15 protein-coding genes are annotated in these 17,741 nt (G+C 69.8%); 2 read left to right on the top strand and 13 right to left on the bottom strand.

Annotation, left to right across the window (positions count from 1 at the left end):
* Positions 1–9: 9 nt before the first annotated feature.
* The 5 genes from ABT367_RS16255 to ABT367_RS16275 form a co-directional block, all read right to left on the bottom strand.
* The gene (locus ABT367_RS16255; protein WP_352253747.1) at positions 10–954 is read right to left on the bottom strand and encodes a phytanoyl-CoA dioxygenase family protein; all 945 of its coding nucleotides are present in this window, start codon (positions 952–954) and stop codon (positions 10–12) included.
* 83 nt (positions 955–1,037) lie between these two features.
* A complete protein-coding gene (locus tag ABT367_RS16260) occupies positions 1,038–1,913 on the bottom strand; it encodes an aminoglycoside phosphotransferase family protein (protein WP_352253748.1) in 876 nt (291 codons plus the stop codon).
* 119 nt (positions 1,914–2,032) lie between these two features.
* Entirely contained in the window at positions 2,033–3,253 is a 1,221-nt protein-coding gene (locus ABT367_RS16265) for a cytochrome P450 (RefSeq protein ID WP_352253749.1), read from the bottom strand.
* Between the two features lie 10 nt (positions 3,254–3,263).
* A complete protein-coding gene (locus tag ABT367_RS16270) occupies positions 3,264–6,338 on the bottom strand; it encodes an AMP-binding protein (protein WP_352253750.1) in 3,075 nt (1,024 codons plus the stop codon).
* Between the two features lie 442 nt (positions 6,339–6,780).
* Positions 6,781–7,419: a hypothetical protein gene (locus ABT367_RS16275; RefSeq protein WP_352253751.1), complete on the bottom strand. Its 639-nt coding sequence runs from the start codon at positions 7,417–7,419 to the stop codon at positions 6,781–6,783.
* Positions 7,420–7,822: 403 nt separating this feature from the next.
* Here ABT367_RS16275 and ABT367_RS16280 point away from each other — a divergent pair, with 403 nt between their 5' ends.
* On the top strand, positions 7,823–8,194 hold the full coding sequence (locus ABT367_RS16280; protein ID WP_352253752.1) for a cupin domain-containing protein: 372 nt from the start codon (positions 7,823–7,825) through the stop codon (positions 8,192–8,194).
* A 56-nt stretch (positions 8,195–8,250) separates the two neighbouring features.
* The gene (locus tag ABT367_RS16285) at positions 8,251–8,619 is read left to right on the top strand and encodes a cupin domain-containing protein (RefSeq protein WP_352253753.1); all 369 of its coding nucleotides are present in this window, start codon (positions 8,251–8,253) and stop codon (positions 8,617–8,619) included.
* On the opposite strand, the gene ABT367_RS16290 is transcribed toward ABT367_RS16285, so the two are convergent.
* From ABT367_RS16290 to ABT367_RS16325, 8 genes are all read right to left on the bottom strand, one after another.
* A complete protein-coding gene (locus tag ABT367_RS16290) occupies positions 8,547–9,461 on the bottom strand; it encodes a hypothetical protein (RefSeq protein ID WP_352253754.1) in 915 nt (304 codons plus the stop codon). The two genes, ABT367_RS16285 and ABT367_RS16290, sit on opposite strands and share 73 nt — an antisense overlap.
* Positions 9,462–9,519: 58 nt before the next feature.
* Entirely contained in the window at positions 9,520–10,344 is an 825-nt protein-coding gene (locus ABT367_RS16295; protein WP_352253755.1) for a PIG-L deacetylase family protein, read from the bottom strand.
* A gap of 67 nt (positions 10,345–10,411) precedes the next feature.
* Positions 10,412–11,242, bottom strand: coding sequence for an inositol monophosphatase family protein (locus tag ABT367_RS16300; RefSeq protein WP_352253756.1), 831 nt, complete (start codon positions 11,240–11,242; stop codon positions 10,412–10,414).
* A complete protein-coding gene (locus ABT367_RS16305) occupies positions 11,239–12,396 on the bottom strand; it encodes a glycosyltransferase family 2 protein (RefSeq protein WP_352253757.1) in 1,158 nt (385 codons plus the stop codon). Before ABT367_RS16305 ends, ABT367_RS16300 begins: the two co-directional genes overlap by 4 nt.
* Positions 12,397–12,418: 22 nt before the next feature.
* On the bottom strand, positions 12,419–14,299 hold the full coding sequence (locus ABT367_RS16310; protein ID WP_352253758.1) for an alpha/beta hydrolase fold domain-containing protein: 1,881 nt from the start codon (positions 14,297–14,299) through the stop codon (positions 12,419–12,421).
* A gap of 9 nt (positions 14,300–14,308) precedes the next feature.
* Positions 14,309–15,658, bottom strand: a complete 1,350-nt coding sequence (locus ABT367_RS16315; RefSeq protein ID WP_352253759.1) for a thymidine phosphorylase — start codon at positions 15,656–15,658, stop codon at positions 14,309–14,311.
* Positions 15,655–16,998 carry an aspartate aminotransferase family protein gene (locus ABT367_RS16320; RefSeq protein ID WP_352253760.1) on the bottom strand — a complete coding sequence of 448 codons (1,344 nt, stop codon included), beginning with the start codon at positions 16,996–16,998 and terminating at the stop codon, positions 15,655–15,657. Before ABT367_RS16320 ends, ABT367_RS16315 begins: the two co-directional genes overlap by 4 nt.
* On the bottom strand, positions 16,995–17,741 hold the full coding sequence (locus tag ABT367_RS16325) for a thioesterase II family protein (protein ID WP_352253761.1): 747 nt from the start codon (positions 17,739–17,741) through the stop codon (positions 16,995–16,997). Before ABT367_RS16325 ends, ABT367_RS16320 begins: the two co-directional genes overlap by 4 nt.

Raw genomic sequence — 17,741 nt, forward strand, 5'->3', positions numbered from 1 at the left:
AGGGGCGGGTCAGGCGAAGCGGTTCTCGCGGGAGGTGGACAGCCAACTGGGGCGTGTGTACTGGGTGTCGGGGCCGTCGGACCCCCACGGCCAGGAGCCCAGCAGGCCCATGAGCGCGGCGAACCGGGAGGAGTTGCGCTGCAGCATCTCCGGTGTGGTGGAGGCGAAGAACGCCTCCTGGGGGAGCAGGTGGTACCCGACCATCGGCATCACGAGGGTGACGCGATCACCGGGTGCAGTGCGGGGTACCGCTCCGTGCCACAGTCCGCCGTGCCAGAGGATCACGGAGCCGGCGGGGGCTTCGATGACTTCGAGGTCCGGGTGGTCGTGCGCCATCTCGAATTCCTTGGGCACGTCCGTACACAGCTTGTGCGTACCGGGGAAGACACACACCGCGCCGTTGTCCCGGGTGTAGTCGGTCAGGCACCAGGTGATGGTGCAGTACTGGGCGTCGCTGGGCCAGGGAGCGGGCACTTTGCGGCTCTGGTCCGCGTGGATCTCCATGGGCGAGACGGAGGACTCGTCCTTGACGATGGCCCTGAACTGGCTGAGCTTGGCCCGGTATCCCATCAGGTAGGCGACCAGGGCGAGCGGGGCCGGAGCCATGAGTGCTTCTTCGAAGGCGGGGTCGCGGTCCAGGATGTGCCACATGTTGCGGCCCCGGGAGCGCCCGGCCTCGGGTGCATCGGGCTGGTCCTCCGCCGCGATGGCGAGGATCCTGTCCCGCAGCCGGGCGACGAGTTCGGGAGTGCCGGCGATTCCGGGGGGCAGGACGGTGTAGCCCTTGGTCTCCAGATCGACCGCATACGTCTCGAGCTGCAGCTTGGCGAGGTCTTCCCTGACCTGCAGGGCTGCCTGGAGTCCGGTGGGCAGGCGGTCCTCCTCGACCTTGGCGGCGGCGATGCGGCGCAGGTCGGCGAGGGTACGCGTCAGGTCTCGATGGTCGAATGACACGTGGGTTCCTTCTGGCTGGTCCGTGCTGCGGACGGGGGCGGACCTCTGGGGCCGTCGTCGGGGTGCGACGGCCCGGTGAGGCGTCAGTCGATGACCGGGTCCTCGAGGACCTTGACGAGGACCTGGTTCTGGAAGCGCTCGGGATCGGGGCTCGACAGGCCGCCCATGGTGGCCAGTGCTTTCCACAGGGCCCAGCCGCGTGCCCGGCGCCAGGCGTCGTCGTCCAGCCCCACGGCCTCGCGGAACGCCCGGCGTTCCGCACCCTCGAAGTACGTCCAGGCCATGACGAGGTCGCAGGCGGGGTCGCCGACGCCGCAGGTACCGAAGTCGATGACCGCGGAGAGCCGGCCCTCGGCGGCCAGCATGTTGCCCACGGCGACATCGCCGTGGAACCAGACCGGTGCCTGGGGCCAGGCGGAGGTCAGCGCGTCCCCCCAGATCTCCTGGCAGGCGGTGACGTCCACTTCGTCCTTGAGCGTGGTCAGCGCCGCTTCGACCTGCTCGCCGTACACGCTGGGGTGGCAGCCGCGGAAATGGGAGTGGCGGCCTGCGGCGGGGCCCGCCTCCGTCGGGACCTTGCGCAGGTTCGTGAGGAAGTTGCCGAGGTCACGGGCCAGTACGGTGCGGTCGATGTCCGTGGCATCCGCGACAGTCCGGCCGGGCAGCCAGCGCCGTACGGACCAGGGGAAGGGGTAGGCGGAGCTGGGGCGTCCGGTGGCCACGGCCTCCGGCACGGGGAGAGGCAGCGAGCGGGCCAGCACGGGCAGACAGCGGTCCTCCTTCTCCACCGCAGCGACATAGCTCTCTCCGCTGGGCAGCCGTGCCGACAGGTCGTCCCCGATCCGGAACGTGCGGTTGTCCCACCCCTGGGGTTCGACAGGAGTGACAGGCATGTCGGCCCACTGAGGGAATTGCTCCGCGACGAGTGCTCGGACGATGTCGACGGTGATGTCGGTCATGAACTGGGGTCTCTTTCTGCCGGAATTGGGGTCGGGATCGGTGCCGGGCTTGGACTTGGTCGTGGTGTCGGGTCGGTCCTGGTATCGGTATCGGTATCTGAAACGGCATCGGTTGTGGGTCAGGGACGGGCCGTCCGGCGACGTGTCCTGTCATGAGCAGCGAACGGCGCCACCCGGGCGGGAAGCCGGGCCGGACCGCCCACCACGATCGAGCGCAACGGCTCATGAGGACCGGCCGGCTCGAACCACCGCCCGCTGTCGAGGAGTTCGGACAGCAGCGCGGTGCTCTGCAGACGGGCCAGGGCGGCGCCGATGCACGCGTGCGGCCCGGCTCCGAAACTCATGTGCCGGTTGGGGCGCCGTGTCACACGGAACTCATCGGGTCGCTCGAAGGCCGACTCATCGCGATTGGCAGAGGGGAGCCAGAGCACCACACGCTCCCCGGCGGCCACGGTCCGTCCTGCGAGGGACACGGTGGTGGTGGCGGTGCGCATGCTGTGGGTGGCGCTGGAGGTCCAGCGGAGCACCTCGTTGACGGCGTGCGGGAGATATTCGCGGTGTCGGGTGAGCAGGTCCCACTCGTGCGGACGGCCGGCGAAGGCCAGGATGCCGCCGGCCAGCGACAGGCTGGAGTTCTCCGCGGCGCCGATGACGTTCTCGCAGTTCAGGAGCGCTTCCATCGGCGTAAGCCGCTGTCCCGCGACGGTGCCGGTGACCAGGCGGCTGAGCAGGTCCTCTCCGGGGTCGTGCACGCATTCGTCCATCAACTCCGCAAGGAATGCCATGAGTTGCGGATGTGTGGCCAGCGGGCGTGCCTGTTCGAACGCCTCCGATGTCCACTCCAGCAGGTTGTCGCGGTCCTCGCCGCCGACGCCCAGCAGGCTGCCGATCACGGCAGCCGTCAGGGGCGCGGCGACATCGTGGACGAACTCGCAGCTGCCGGACTCCTGCGCGGTCCGGATTAGGCCACGGGCGGTGCCGCGGAGGTGCTGCTCGAGGCCCCGTACGGCGCGGCCCGCGAAGAGGTCCGCGACGAGGGCCCGCGCCGCGCCGTGCCTGGGTGGGTCGCACAACGCGATAGTGACCCCTCCCGCGGGATCGTCGCCCAGGGCGAGGGGGCGGAGCATCACCCCGTGTGCCGAGATGAAGGCCGCCGGGTCGGTGTAGACCCGCCGGATGTCCTCGTAGCGGGTGACGGACCAGAAGGCGGGGTAGTCCCCGGCCTTGTGGTGGTGCACGGGCGCGTGTTGTCTCATCCAGCGCCACACCTCGTGTACGTCGCCGCTGGCGTGCGCCTGCGGGTCGGTGAGGAGCGCCGGGTCGACGGCGAGCCGGGTCATGACAGCCGCCTCACATTCGGTCCAGGAGGGTGTGTGTGATCCGGAGGAAGGCATCCGTGATCGCTTGGGCGGGTGGGCTGCCGCTGCCGCCCGTGTCCGGCCGGTGTGAGACGTCCAGGCGTAGTCCGCCCTGGGGCTCGGGCCACAGTTCCGCATGCAGTTCCAGGGGAATGTCCAGGTACGGCTGGCGGATGAAGGAGCTGCGGGTGTGGCGCAGACCGAGCAGGGGCGACGGGTTGTTCTGAAGGGCGAACATGATCTGTGCGACCGGAGGGCGGCCGGAGCGCCGCGGACCGGCCAGCTCGACCGCGGTCGTGTACGGGATGTCTCCGGCCGCCCGGGCACGTCTCAGGGTCTCGGTCACGGCCCGCAGGGCGCTCAGGTCACCTTTGAGCGCCGAGGAACGCAGCCGCAGGAAGAGCGTGTTGATGTGGCAGCCGATGGCCTGCGCCGTCTGCGGGTCGGCGCGTTGGTTTACGGGGGTGCTGACGACGAAGTCCTCGTTCCCGGTGACCTCGGCGACAGCGGCGGCGAAAGCGGTGAGCAGCGTCACGAAAGGGGTGGTTGCTGCCTTCCGTGACTGTCGCTCCAGCCGGTGCATCTGCGGCTGGGGGAAGGCGGCGGTGATGAACCGGTCCTCTGCGGAGTTCTGGTCGCAGGCCGCGCCGGGCCACACGATGTCCGGGGCCCCAGCGAGTGCTTCGGCGGTCCTTGTACGGTCCTCGGGGGTGGCGTTCGCGCAGTGCCGCCAGGACAGATCGAGTGGTACGGGTGCTGCCGGCAACGCGGGGGGCTTTCCGGCCGTGGCGGCGTTGTAGGCCTCAGTGAGCTCCGCGGCGAGTAGGTGTTCCGACCATCCGTCGAAGGCGATGTGGTGCACCACGACTCCCAGGACGCTGGTGTCGTCTCCCACGGGTACCAGAGCGAGCCGCCACAGATCGGCGGCGGTGGGGTCGAGGTCCTCATCGAAGGCGCGGCGGACGGCAGCGACGGCGCCGTCCACCCGTGGCTCAGCAGGGAGTTCCTCCACCGGGGGCGGGGCGAGGTCGACGAGCTGGGGGTGCGGGAAGGGCTCCGTCACATAGGCGGCTCGCAGCACCTCGTGGCGGTGGTGGACGAATGCCACGGCGGACTCGAGTGCGTCGAGGTCCACTTGCCCCTCGATCACCCACGTCAGCAGGCAGTGTCCGGTGCGGTCGGAGGGGTCTGCCAGATGGCGGGTGAGGAAAAGGGTCTGGATGGGGGTGAGGGGGGCCGTGCCAGGAGCACGCGAGGGAATGTGGTCCTGGTGTTCCTCGCGGGCGAGCCAGACGGCGAGCGCCTCCGGGGTGGGGTGCTGGTAGAGCCCGGACACCGGCACCGGGCGTCCGGTGGCCTGGGACAGCCGGGTGCACAGCCGTCCTGCGTCCAGGGAGGAGCCACCCTGGTCGAAGAAGGACAGGCTGCTGTCCGCACAGGGCCGTCCCAGGACGGTCGAGAAGAGATCACGGACCAGGGCGAGCAAGGCGCCGTGGTGGGCCGGAGGTTTGGCATGCGGGGCGTGCCGGCCGGAGTCCCGTACGAGGTCGAGGAGTGCCGCGGCGTCGGTCTTGCCATTGGGGGTCAGGGGGAGGGCCCGGACAGTGACCACCTGGTCGGGCGTCTGATAGGCGGGGAGTTCCCGGCGCAGGACAGACAGCGCTTCGGACAGCCGGTCCTGGGGGTCATGAGGTACGCAGAAGGCGAGGAGACGGCCGGGGCGTCCGTCGTCGCCCGGTGCGGCCAGGACGTGGCAGGCGCGCACCGGCAGCAGGCCTTCGATCTGGCGCTCCACCTCGGAGGGTTCGATGCGGTGGCCGCGGATCTTCAGCCGGCGGTCGGCGCGGCCCCGGAAGTGCAGCAGCCCGTTATGGTCCCGTACCCCCAGGTCGCCTGTGCGGTAGACCCGTACCGGAGTGCCGTCGAGCGTGAGCCGGACGAAGGCGGTCCGGGTGAGGGCCTCGTCTCCGAGGTACTCCCGGGCCAGGCCCTCCCCGGCGATCACGATCTCTCCCTGGGCGCCGGTGGGACAGGGGTCGTCGCCCCGCAGGACGTACACCGTTGTCCCGGGGACCTCGGTTCCCAGGGGGATACCGCCGGCCAGATCGCAGTCCTCAAGGGTGATGCGGTGCATGGTTGCGAAGACCGTGGATTCCACCGGCCCGTAACCGTTGAACAGGTCGATGTCCGGGTGGTGTTCGAGGAAGAGGCGAACATGGCGGGGGGAGAGCCGCTCCCCGCCGGTGACCACCATGGCCAGGCCCGCGAAGGCCCTCGGATCCTCGTCGACGATCATGTTGAAGACGCTGCTCGTCAACCATGTGGCGGTGGCCCGGTGTTCGGTGACGGCGCGGCGCAGGGAGGGGCCGGTGAGGTACGGCTCGTCATCGAAGAGGGCGGTGCCCCCGTTGAGCAGGGGCCACCACAGTTCGAGCGCGAAGGCGTCCCAAGGGGTGGGAGCGCCCACCGGTACGACCGTGCGGTCGGCGAGGCGGGTCAGAGGGCCGGCCCGGAACAGCCGGGCGATGGCGCCGTGCGGGGTGATGCTGCCCTTGGGCGATCCGGTCGTACCGGAGGTGAAGAACACGCAGCCGGCGTCGTCGGACGTGGTGTCGGCCTCCGTCAGGTCAGGTGGCGGTGGGGCGGGCCGTTCCGATGGTGTCCACAGGGTGCGTTCCTCGGTGATCTGCTCGGCGAGGGTGGCAGGACCGCAGACGACGGGGCTGCCGAGTTGGCCGACGAGGGCCGCAAGGCGGGCCGGGGGCCAGGAGGGGTCGAGCAGGCAGTACGCCGCACCGGTGTGGAGGACCGCCAGGAGTGCAGTGACCAGTTCGGCGTTCCGGGGCAGGACGATCGGCACCAGGTGCCCGGACCGTACGCCGAGCGCGGTCAGCTCGGCCGCCCAGGCGCGTGCGCGACGGTCGAGTTCGCCGTAGCTGAGGGACCGGTCGCGGTCCACGAGCGCCAGTGCCCCGGGACTTCGGCGGGCGGTGGCCGCGACGGCCCGATGCAGGCCCTCGACCCGGTCGGTGCCGATGGCCGTTCCCGGACGGGCGTGCGTCAGCATACGGACCCCCTCATCGGGCTGCGGCGGAGCTGGTCCCTCCGGACTGTGGTGCGCCTGGCACCGTGTGCGCGTTCGGTCATGCGTAGTCGTCACGGGCGTCGGTCGGACGATCGCCCATGGGGCGGTGTGGGGCGTCCGTCGCCCAGGTGCGCTGCCGTGGTGTCGTCCGGCCGTCCGTGCGCGGACCGCGCGGGTCAGGTGACAAATGCGGCGTTCGGGACCATCACGCTGACGGCGGCTCACGCTAGTTGTCCGCGCGCGGTGACGTCCAGGGAGCAGGCCCTCTGCGCAGACCTCACTCCAGCAGTCCTCGACCAGGCCTCGAACGGTCCACTGTGAGGAAGCGCAGTTCGGCCGTGTACGCCTGTCTGTCGCGTCGGTGAGCCAGGTGTCCCGGGCTCCGGGGAGCATCTCGGTGAGCGACACGGTGCCCGTGTCGTGCTCAGCCGTGCGCCGTAGTCGTGGCCGGCGCGTTGACGAAGACCAGGCTCGTGAAGTCGACGAACGTCGGCTTGTCCTCGACGGGCAACTTGGAGAAGGCGTGCTCGGGCAGGCCGTGTCCGGTACGCCAGGCGCGGGCCGCGGCGTAACGCTCGGCCTCCGCGGTGACGAAGGCCCACGAGAGGTCCTTGGCATCGAAGGTCCAGCTCTCCCGGGCGATCACCAGCCGGTCGCAGGTGATCCGCGGGCGGTGCTGCGCCGGTGCGAAGAGCTTGAAGGCGTCGACCGAGCAGGTCGCCAGGTATGCGGCCACCACCTCGAACAGGGCTGCCTCGAAGCCGCCGTCGACGGCGGCCACGGTGGGTCGGTCGCCGTCCCGATGGACGTACAGATCGGCCGAGGGCATGACCCGACCAGGCGCTCCGACCGCGTCGGTGTGCGGGGCCCAGTACCGGAACTGCGGTGAGAGCAGGGCGGAGGGAGGAGCAAGCCGGGAGGTGACGGCAGGCCATTCCTTGGGCGGCAGGGCGTAGATCCGCCGCGCGCCCAGGTCCGCCTCGGCCGCACGCAGCAGTGCCGGCGGATGCTCGTGTCGTTCGGCGAGCCCCTGGCTTTCCAGGGAGTTGAACGACAGGTGCATCTCCCGAGTACGGCGAGGAAGCCCTCCCCCGTACCGGCGAGCATGAGATCGAGGAGTGATGGAACGCGGTCGCCCAGGGAGCGGCCGTGTGGGGGAACAGTCGGCGCAGCGAGTAGATCAGGAGCGGGGTGGCGGGGCCGAGCAGGCCGCCGGTGCCGGCGGCCGGGCGGCGGACCGGACCTCGGTGCCGTCGATGATCGTGCCGCCTCGCTCGGCCAGCAGATCGCTACGCGTACTCCGGTCCCCAGCACACAGGCCATGATCAACGGTCGAAGTCTCGACGCGCCACCGCCAACCGCGCACGAGTTCGTTAGGCGTCACGCTTCAGGGTCCGGTTCGAGAAATGCTGGAACCATGCTCAACCGGGGCTTCACGTATACGACTCAGCCGGTACGCTCCAAGAATGGATCTACGTTCTGCGGACCGTTGCAAACGTGAGAAGTCGCACGAGACCATCGACGTCTGGTGGCTGATCCGGCCCGAGGAGCTCCGTAAGGCGACCGAGGGCGGATATCTGGAATACGTCACCGAATTCGAGGTGGCAGGCGGAGACCTCGTGGAAAGCCACAGTCATCCGTCAGTCGAGTTCTACTACGTGCTGCAGGGGCGGGGCCGCATGGTCGTCGGTGACGACGAACGAACGGTCTACCCCGGCGATCTCATCCACATTCCGTCCAACATGACGCACAGCCTGGCCCCGGTGAGCGGATCGGACTCGGTCCGCTGCTTCACGTTCGCGGTCTCCGACCCGGGCGAGGACAGCCACTACCGATAGGCATCGCCTTCTCCTGTCCGCCGCCAGTTCATTGAAGTAGAGAATGGGGGCAGCCGATGATGGCGCCTGTATCTTCTTTTCCCGCTCAGGTGCTGCGTTTTGCGGCGGATGAGGACTGGGTTGTCAACGAAGGATGGGATATCGAATCCCGTCGCCTGAAGGCCGATGGGTGCGATGTCATCTTCGCCACCTATCCGGAGGGAATGTCTCTCGAACCGCACCAGCATGACGACATGGATATCGTGGGCGTGGTGACGAAGGGCGTCGTACGTCTCACGATCGGTGGAATGGAGAGGCATTACACGCCTGGTGAGTGGTTCCATGTTCCACCGTCTGTGGTGCATTCGGCGACCTACGAGGAGGAGTGCTCCCAGGTGGAGCTCGTCTTCCCGGTCCAGGACGCCTCGGCCCAGCCCTCCCACTGAATGAGGGTCCCCCGTACCGGTTCCTCGTAGTACGCGTAGAGCCGTCGCACCATGTCGGTCGCCTCGTTCTCGTCCCGCGGGGCGGGGAGCGCTTTGCCGATCGTCAACTGCACGGTGTTGCCGGGGCCCGCGGTGGCGAAGCACGGCACGGCCGGGAGCTGCTCGCTCAGGCAGAACAGGTGCCACGAACTGTGGGCCGTCAGCTGCCGGCCGAGGAAGCGGAGGGGGATCTTCGCAGGGTTGCCCCCCCGGGGGAGGTCCGGGTAGACGATCACGGCCCGGTCCTGGCCGAGTGCCTGCCGGGCGCGCAGAAGTACGAACGGGTCCTTGCTGTCGAGCAGGATGCCGGGCTGTTCGCGAGGCGGGTTCCGTACGACGTCGTCGGGGTTGTTGACGGACACGATGGTCGCGTAGCGCAGGGACAGGGACTTCAACGCCGGCGTGAGCAGCGGGAACTGCCTGATGTGGAAGGGCAGCAGCATGAACCGGAAGCTCCCGCCGGCGGCCTCGCGGAAGTAGTCGAGGCCGGTGACCACCACGCGCTGTTCGAGCTCGCTCATATAGATCCGGGTCAGGGCCTTCCAGTACAGGATGTCGGCACGCCAGTCGAGGTAGCGGGCGGCGGCCCGGTCGCACTCCTCCTCCGGGAAGAGCGAGAACTCGCGGAACAGTCCCGGCCATTGCTCCCGCCGGCGGAAGATCGCGTTGAGAGCGGGACGTTCGGCGTCGAAGAAGGCGCGAAGGACCGGGGCTCCGGCGTCGAGGCCGAGCGAGGTGAACACCTCGATCACACTGCGGTTCAGCGGGCCTCCGTGCCGGAACAGGCCTGTGGGCTCGGCCACTTCAGCCACTTCGGTTACTTGAGTTACTTCATTCAATTCGTTCACTGAAGGACACTCCTCATGAGGCGTCGGCGGCGGGTGCTGTGCCTTTCGGGACGGCCCGCCAGATGAGTTCGCGCTGCAAGGCTCCTGGGAACCTCAGTAGCGGTCCCATGTGCTGCACCTCGCCCATGGCACCGACGAGGCTGAGCTGGGAGGCATAGCTGAGGATCGCCTGGCGCTTGCGGGACCACGTCCGTGCGCTCATCGGATCCGAGCGCACCGGCGTCAGGTCGTAGCGCTCGGCCAGCTCGCGGAACGCCGGGTCGTGGTGCTCCAGTTCCTTCTCCAGCTCTACGGTTTCGGCTGACAGCCAGTCACTGGTCAGGGCCGGTGCGTACGGCAGATCGGCGTAGACCAGCAGGGCCCGCCCGGCCAGGGCGTCGAGCGCGGCATCCCGGACCGCCCGGTGGTCGGGCTGGCTGGTGCTGAGAGGTACGGCGACGTCCGCGTGGGGGTCGAGCGAACCGAGCAGGTCGTGCAGTCCCTGCAGCGGTCCCGCCGTGCGGTACGGGTTGTCGGGGTTGGGCAGGGTGACCTGGTCGGCGCCGACCAGGGCGCATGCGAGACGGTCCTCCTCCTTGCGGACGCGGTGGGCCTCCTCGGCCGTACGGAATCCGCAGTCGGCATCCCAGCCGGAGACCGGCGTCCCCGGCGCGGGGGCGCCGCCGTGGACCGTCACCACGGCTTTCGGGATACGGTTCTCCGCCAGCCTGCCGCCCAGGGAAAGAACGGCGTCGTCGAAGTGCGTGGACAGGACGACCAGGCGCCAGCGGCGGCCGTCCGAGGACGCCGGGGCCGGCAGGGCATCGGGTTCCTGCTGTGCCGGTGAACTGGGCATCATGCGAGCGTTCCTTCCAGAGGCGGCCCCGCGTGGGCCGGTCGCGGTCCCCAAGCGGGCCGGGTGGCGGTCATCCGTGCCGGACGGGTGGGAGAGAACGGGACGGCGGTGGTCCGGGCGTCAGGAGTACCCGCAGACTCGAATGGAGCTGCGGTCCCGCCGCAAGGACGCCGGTGCCGAAGTCGGTGACCACCCCGCCCGCCTCCTCGACGATGAGCCGGCCTGCGGCCCAGTCCCAGCGCGCCAGTTCGTCCTCGAAGTAGCCGTCCACCCATCCGGCGGCGAGCCAGCACAGGTCCAGGGCCGAGCTCCCCGTCGCCCGTATGTCCGCGACCTCGGGGGCGATCCGTGCGATCTGGGCCGCCTGACGCCTTCGGGCGGCGGGCAGATAGTCGAACTCGGTGACCAGGACGGCCTGGGCCCGCGACACCGGATCCGTCACCGACAGGGCCGTGCCGTCGCGATGGCTGCCGCCGCCGCGTACGGCGGTGAACTGATGTCCGCGTACCACGTCGTGGACGACGCCGATGACAGCCTGCCATGCCCCTTCCGTCCAGACCTCGCAGGCGATGCTCACCGCGACATGCGGGATGCCGTGCAGATGATTGACCGTTCCGTCCAGCGGGTCGGCTACCCAGCGCACACCGTTGCGGGACGCGATGTCCTCGCCGTCCTCGCTCAGCAGACCGTCGTACGGCCGTTCCGTCACCAGCCGGGCACGGAGGGCCGCGTCGCTCGCCACGTCGGCCGCGGTCACCGGGTCGGTGGGCGAGGACTTGGTTCTCAGCGGCCGTCTGCCGCCGGTCAGTTCGGTCACGGCCCGGGCGGCCTCCGCCGCGGCGCGGCTGCCGAGGCGGAGCAGTTCGGGCAGGTCGACGGGCGCCCGGGGCGCCCCGGTCATCGGCCGGCCTCGGCGACGTGGCCGCCCACCCGGCGGGCGGTGGCCCGGACCTTGTCCCGGTAGGTGGCGGACAGTTGGGCGATGGCGGGCATGATGTGGCACCGCTCCATCTCACCGTCCTCGTGGGGCAGCGCCATGCCGATCAGCGGCAGGGTCTCGGCGGGCTCGGCCGGGTCGAGGGCATCGCGGACGAAGGGGTCGAGAATCCTCAGGTCGGCGTCGAACGGTACGCCGAGGAACAGGGTGTCGGCGCCGGCGACCGTACCGCCGACCGATCCGAGCTGGGTGGCACCCCGGGGTAGGACGGTGCGCAGTTCGGCCTGCAGTCGCGGATACAGGGTGTTGGCCTCCACATCGCTGAAGGCTGCGGCGAGTTCCACGTCCAGGCCGGGCCATTTGCGCAGGAACTGCCGGTAGGTGATGGCCTCGGTGGCGAAGTTGGCCGCCGAGTCGCGGGTATGGGGCAGGTGGAGCGCGTAGAGATCCTTGCGGAGCACGATGGGCGTGCCGGTGGCTGCGATCCGGTGCCCCCATTCGATGTCGTCGACGCCCCAGCCGCGGAACGACTCGTCGAAATACAGGTCGTGTTGGTGCAGGAGTCGGGCGGGGAGCGCGATCAGTCCGGTCCAGGCGAAGCTCCAGGGGATGACGTGCTCGACCTGGAAGCGGGGGTCGCGTGGTTCCTCGGCCGTCCCGCGGATCTCCTCCAGCCGTTCGCGCCAGACGCTGAAGGGCTCCTTCTCCACGTGCGGTACGTCGCCGTCGTAGTTGTTCCCGTACCCCAAGACCTGGCCCACGACGCAGGCGGACTGGCCGGAGGCGTAGTGCCGTTCGTAGAGGTGCTCAAGCATCTCGGCGGGCAGGAGGGTGTCCGCGTCCATGTTGACGATCACGGAGCCGGTGGCCTGGCGCATGGCCATGTTGCGGGCGCGCGGGATCTCGAAGTCCTCGTGCGTCATGACGGTGACGAGGCGGAGCCTGCGGGCCGCCGCGCGGGTGAGGGAGAGGTACTCCTCGTCGTACTTCGTGGTGCCGATCACCACTTCGAAGTCGTCCCGATCCATGGTCTGGTGCAGGAGCCCCTCGAGGGCGAGGGTGAGATTGTCGGGCCGTCGCTCGTACGGAATGATCAGGCTGAGCTTGGGGCGTGGCATCGCAGGCTCCTCCCGGCGAAGTTCAGATGGTCCGGTCAAGCAGGCGGCGCAGCCAGGAAAGACGGGCCGCCTCCGCGGCCCGGGAGACCTCGGCATCGGGCACCCACTGGTCGAAGCTGTGGAAGGCCCCGGCCCAGACATGGAGTTCGGCGGGGACACCGACGCGGCTGAGTTCCAGCGCGTAATGCATCGCCTCGTCGCGCAGCGACTCCACGGCACCGACGTCGATATAGGCGGACGGCAGCCCGGACAGGTCGCCCGCGCGGGCGGGGGCGACATAGCAGGAGACGTCGTCCGTGCCGCGCCGGTCGCCGAGCAGGGCGGTCCACCCCGTGCGGTTCGAGGCGGTGCTCCAGAGTCCCACGTGCTCCATCTGCCGGGCGGAGGCGCTGTCGCAGCGGTCGTCCAGCATCGGGCACTGGAGCATCTGGCCTAGTGGTGCCGGTGCGCCGCGGTCCCGGGCGAGGAGGGACACCCCTGCGGCCAGTCCGCCGCCAGCGCTGTTGCCGCTGAGCACGATGCGCTGCGGGTCGAAGCCGAGTTCCTCGCTGTGCCGCACTGTCCACAGATATGCCGTGTAGCAGTCCTCCACCGGTGTGGCGCCGGGGTGTTCGGGTGCCAGGCGGTACTCCACCGCCACCACGGCTGTGCCCAGGGCGCGGGCACGGGCGAGTTCGCCGCGCAGGTCGGCGCACCGTGCGTCGCCCGCGACCATGCCTCCGCCGTGGATGTTGAGGATGACCGGGAGCGGGGTGTCCCTGGCCTGGGTAGGCCGGCAGATCAGCAACCGGACCCCGGGGCGCCGGTCGTGCCCCGGGAGATCCCGCCATGCGACGGAGAAGGCTCCGTCGCTGCGGATCTCCTCGTCGCTCATCCCGCCGCGCAGCGTCCGTACGCGGCGCTCGGCGATCTGCCCGAAACTCAGGGCGGGCAGGTCGGCGAGGATCTCGCGCAGCGGTCCGCCGAGTTCGGTGTCGAACGGCGGCGGTGTGCCGTCTTGAGGGCGCGCGGTGACGGCCTGGTCCACCCAGGGCCGTGCGTCGGGGTGCCGCAGGTGGAGGCTGCGGAAGAGCAACCGCCGCTTGCCGGGGCCGTCTCGGTAGGCCGTACGGCCGTGCGAGATCCGTGTGTTGTCCATGACCATGGCCTGGCCTTCGCCGAGAGGGAAGCGAAGGACGTGCGGGCTGTCCGGGCGGCGCGCCGCGTGCAGGAACGCGAGGCCGCGTTCGGCGGCCTCGGTGTCGGCCTGCCAGCGGTCGGTGGCGTCCACGCAGTAGCGGCACACCAGCCTGCCGTCCTGGATGGCGAACGCAGGTCCCTGGTTGATCTCGTCGGAGTCGTTGAACGTGGCCCGGCGCTCCAGGAGCCGCGGCGCCATCAGGGCGAGGGCCGCGGTGGGATCGGTGTCGAGGAGCTCGGTGAACGCGGCGTGGGCGTTGAACAGAAGGGTGTCGCCGCCGTCGATGCCCTGTGAACGGCACAGCAGGACAGCCGACTTGATCACGCCGATGTCCTGGAGCGTGCCGTCGCAGTGCAGTTCCTGCCCGACCGTCGTCTCGAAGTGCGGGTGCCGTGATGATGTGTCTGTGCTGCTGGAGGCGGAGATCTGGGACACCTTGGTTGAGGCGTAACCGGCCCTGGTGTACAGCGGCGGTACGAAAGGTTCGCCGAGCTCCAGTGCCGCAGCGATCTCCTCGACCGTGGTCTGCGTGCAGTGCTCGGGGCGCAGTTGCAGAAGTGCGAAGCCGTTGTCCTGGTAGCGGGCGACGACCTCGGCTGCCGTGGTCAGGGAGAGCCGCCGGGGGTCGGCGACGGTCACGGGCCGGGCCGGTACGGTCGCGAAGGTCGTCGGGGTGATCCGTGCCGCGGCACGGAGTTCTCCGGGGGATGCGGTCAGCAGCATGTCGGGTTCCTACGGTCCGAAGATCTGGTGGACGGCCACAGGTGCGGCCTGCGGCTTGTCGCCGAATCCGAACGCGGACTGCACCAGCGCGCGTGCGCCGTCGGCGTCGCCGGTGTCGTAGTGGAGTTCGGCGAGGACGTCGCCCTTGTCGACGCGGTCACCGACCCGATGGGAGAGCACCACGCCGGCTCCGTAGTCCAGGGAGTCGTCATGGGTCAGCCGGCCGGCGCCGACCATCAGGGTGGCGTTGCCGATGGCGCGGGGGTCGATCCGGGTGATCCAGCCGGACTCCGCGGCCTTGACGGTGGACCGGCGTGCGGCCTGCGGGAGTTGTCCGGTCTCCAGGACGGTCGCGTCCGCTCCCTGGGCGACGGCCCACCGTACGAAGGTCTCGTGGGCGGAGCCGTCGTCGAGGACGCGGTCGATCCTCTTCATGGCCTCGTCGTCGGTGAGGTGAGGATCGACACTCTGCAGCATCAGCCGGCAGAGCGTCGCGCACAGGTCCCAAAGACCAGGGGTTCGCTCGCCGCGGAGGACGGCCAGTGCCTGCCGGATCTCCAGGGCGTTGCCCACCGCGGGGCCCAGCGGCTGGCTCATGTCGCTGAGCACGGCCCGTGCACTGAGACCGAACGCCGTGGCGAGGTCCAGCATCGTCCGTGTCAGCTGCACCGAGTGGTCGTAGTCGGGGATCAGGGCACCCGACCCGGTCTTGACATCGAGTACGAGCCCCTGGGCGCGTACGGCGATCTTCTTGCTGATGATGCTGGCCGCGATGAGAGGAATGCTCTCCACCGTTGCGGTCACATCCCGCAGGGCGTACGTGGCGCCGTCTCCCGGAGTGAGCTCCGCGCTCTGCCCGGTGATGACCATGCCCACCGACCGGGTCATCGGCACGATCTCCTCGGGGGCCAGATAAGGGCGGAAGCCGCGGAGCGATTCGAGCTTGTCGAGGGTGCCGCCCGCGAAGCCGAGGGCGCGGCCGGTCATCTTCACCACGGGCGAGCCGCAGGCTGCCACCACCGGGACCACGATCAGTGTGGTGGTGTCCCCGACGCCGCCGGTGCTGTGCTTGTCGATGACCGGACCGTCGAGCCGGTCGAGATCCAGTGCGCCGCCGCCCCGGGTGTAGGCCCTGGTGAGGGCCACCAGTTCCTCGGTGGACAGGCCCTGGCAGGCCACGGTCGCCAGCCAGGCGGACATCTGGTAGTCGGGGATACAGCCGGCGACGAAGTCCGTGATGACCTGGTCGAAGTCGTCGGGCGGGAGGGGCCGGCCGGCGCGTTTACGGTTGATCATGTCGAGTACGCGGGCGGAGGCGGCCTTGGTCCCGGCTCCGAGGACCGAGGGATCGGCGCTCATCGTGTGGTCTCCTCGATCGCTGCACAGAACCGCTCGACGAGCAGGTTGATATCGGACTCGCCGCTGGTGAGGGGTGGGACAGCCATGGCCACCTGGCCCTGGCGGCGCAGCAGCAGCCCGTGCCGGCGGGCCGCCTCGACGACGCGGGCGGCGGTGGTCTCCTCGGCGAACTCCACGGACACGAACAGGCCGAGGCCGCGGACATCGGTGATGTCCGCGCTGCCGAGGAAGGTCCCGAGCTCCCGCAGGAGTCTGCCGCCGAGCTGTTCGGCCCGCTCGGTCAGCTTCTGGTCCTCGAGCAGGTCCAAGGTGGCGAGGGCGGCGGCGCAGGCCACGGCATGGCCCGAAGTGGTCTGGCCGAATCTCAGTCCGCCGAGGTATGAGTCCTCGGCGAAGGCCTGGTAGATCGTCTCCCTGACGCTGACGGCGGCGATCGGGGCGTAGCCGCTTGCGAGGCCCTTGCTCGACACCACGATGTCCGGGACGACGTTCTCCCGCTGGAAGGCGAACAGCCGGCCGGTGCGCCCGTATCCGGTGGAGACCTCGTCGACGATCAGGAGGGCGCCGTGGGTATCGCACAGGTCCCGCAGGCCCGTGAGGAATCCGTCCGGCAGGACCACACCGCCGCCGACGTTGACCAGCGGTTCGACCAGGACGGCCAGTGGAGGAGCCGCCGGATCCGCGGTCAGTGCCTGGCGCATGCCGTCGAGGAGCGGGCCGAGAGCCTCCGGCTGCCGCGTCTGCCGTGCCGGACGAGGCAGCGGCACACGGCTGACCCGGAGGGGGTTGTGGAACGGGTGGTCCAGGTGAGGCAGGCCGGACAGGCTCCGGGTCAGCACCGTGGAGCCGTGGTAGCCGCTCTCGAACGTCACCACCCGGGTACGCGGTTCGCCGCGCAGTCCGGCGTACATCCCGGCGATGAGGAGCGCCGCCTCGCAGCCCTCGGTTCCGCTGTTGGTGAGCAGGGTCCGCGAGAGTGCGGACGGCATCAGGGAAGCGACCCGTTCGGCGACCGCGCCCGCCAGGTCGTGGGTGGCGACGGACAGATCGTAGCCGTGCATCCGGGCGGACTGCCCGGCCATCGCTCCGATGATCCCCGGGTGGGCGTAACCGCACGTCAGGTTGAGAGAGGAAGCGTCCAGATACTCCTTGCCCTCGACGTCGGTGAGATAGGAACCCGCGCCCCTCACGAACATGGAGTGCGCCATGTCCGTGGTCACGGGGGACCAGATGTGCCACAGATGGCTGCGGTCGCGTGCGCGGAGCGCGTCGGCGTTCCCTGTGGAAACGGCCGGGGGAGCGGTGTCGGCCTGCATCGTTGTCCTGTCCTCGGTCGTCATGGCCGCGGCGTCCGTGCGTGCGTGGCGGAGGAGGCGGGCACGGTCCCTCTCAGGAACTCGAACGGTGGTTCCTCGGTGAGGTAGAAGTGGCCGCCGCGCACGGTGAGTTGCCGCAACGGACCCGCTGTCAGCGTGCTCCAGGGCCGGCAGTCGGCCTCCTCGTCCTGATCGCCGGTGAGTACGGTGACCGGGCACTGCAGAACGGGTCCTGGGGCCATGGCGTACGCGTGGAACATCCGGCTGTCGCCCATGACGTAGGGCAGGACGAGCTCACGGAAGATCTCGTCGTCCAGCATCTCGCGGCTGGTGCCGCCCATCGCGGCAAGCTGTCCGAGCACGCTCTCCTCGTTCTCGTGCAGTTCTCCCGGTTCGGGCAGGGGAGCGTCACGTGATCCGGAGGCGATGAGGTGGGCGACGCGCAGGCCCGAGGTCTCCAGGCGCCGGGCGGCCTCGAGTGCGATCGGCGCCCCCATGCTGTGCCCGAAGAGGACAAGGGGGAGATCTGTGAAGGGGCGGAGGGCGTCGGCGATGTCGTAGGCCAGCGCCCGGAGGTCCTCGGCCAGGGGGTCGGCGATCCGCTCCGCCCGTCCGGGATAGCAGACGCCGAGCACGTCGGCCTCGGGGAGACGGCCGGACCAGTCCCGGTAGAAGGAGGCCGATCCGCCCGCGTGCGGGAAGCAGACGAGCCGGTACTCGGTGTCGGGAGACTCGCTCCAGCGCTGCAGCCAGGGTTTCAACTCCAC

The sequence above is a fragment of the Streptomyces mesophilus genome, from assembly GCF_040300965.1.
GTDB classification, from domain to species: domain Bacteria; phylum Actinomycetota; class Actinomycetes; order Streptomycetales; family Streptomycetaceae; genus Streptomyces; species Streptomyces mesophilus_A.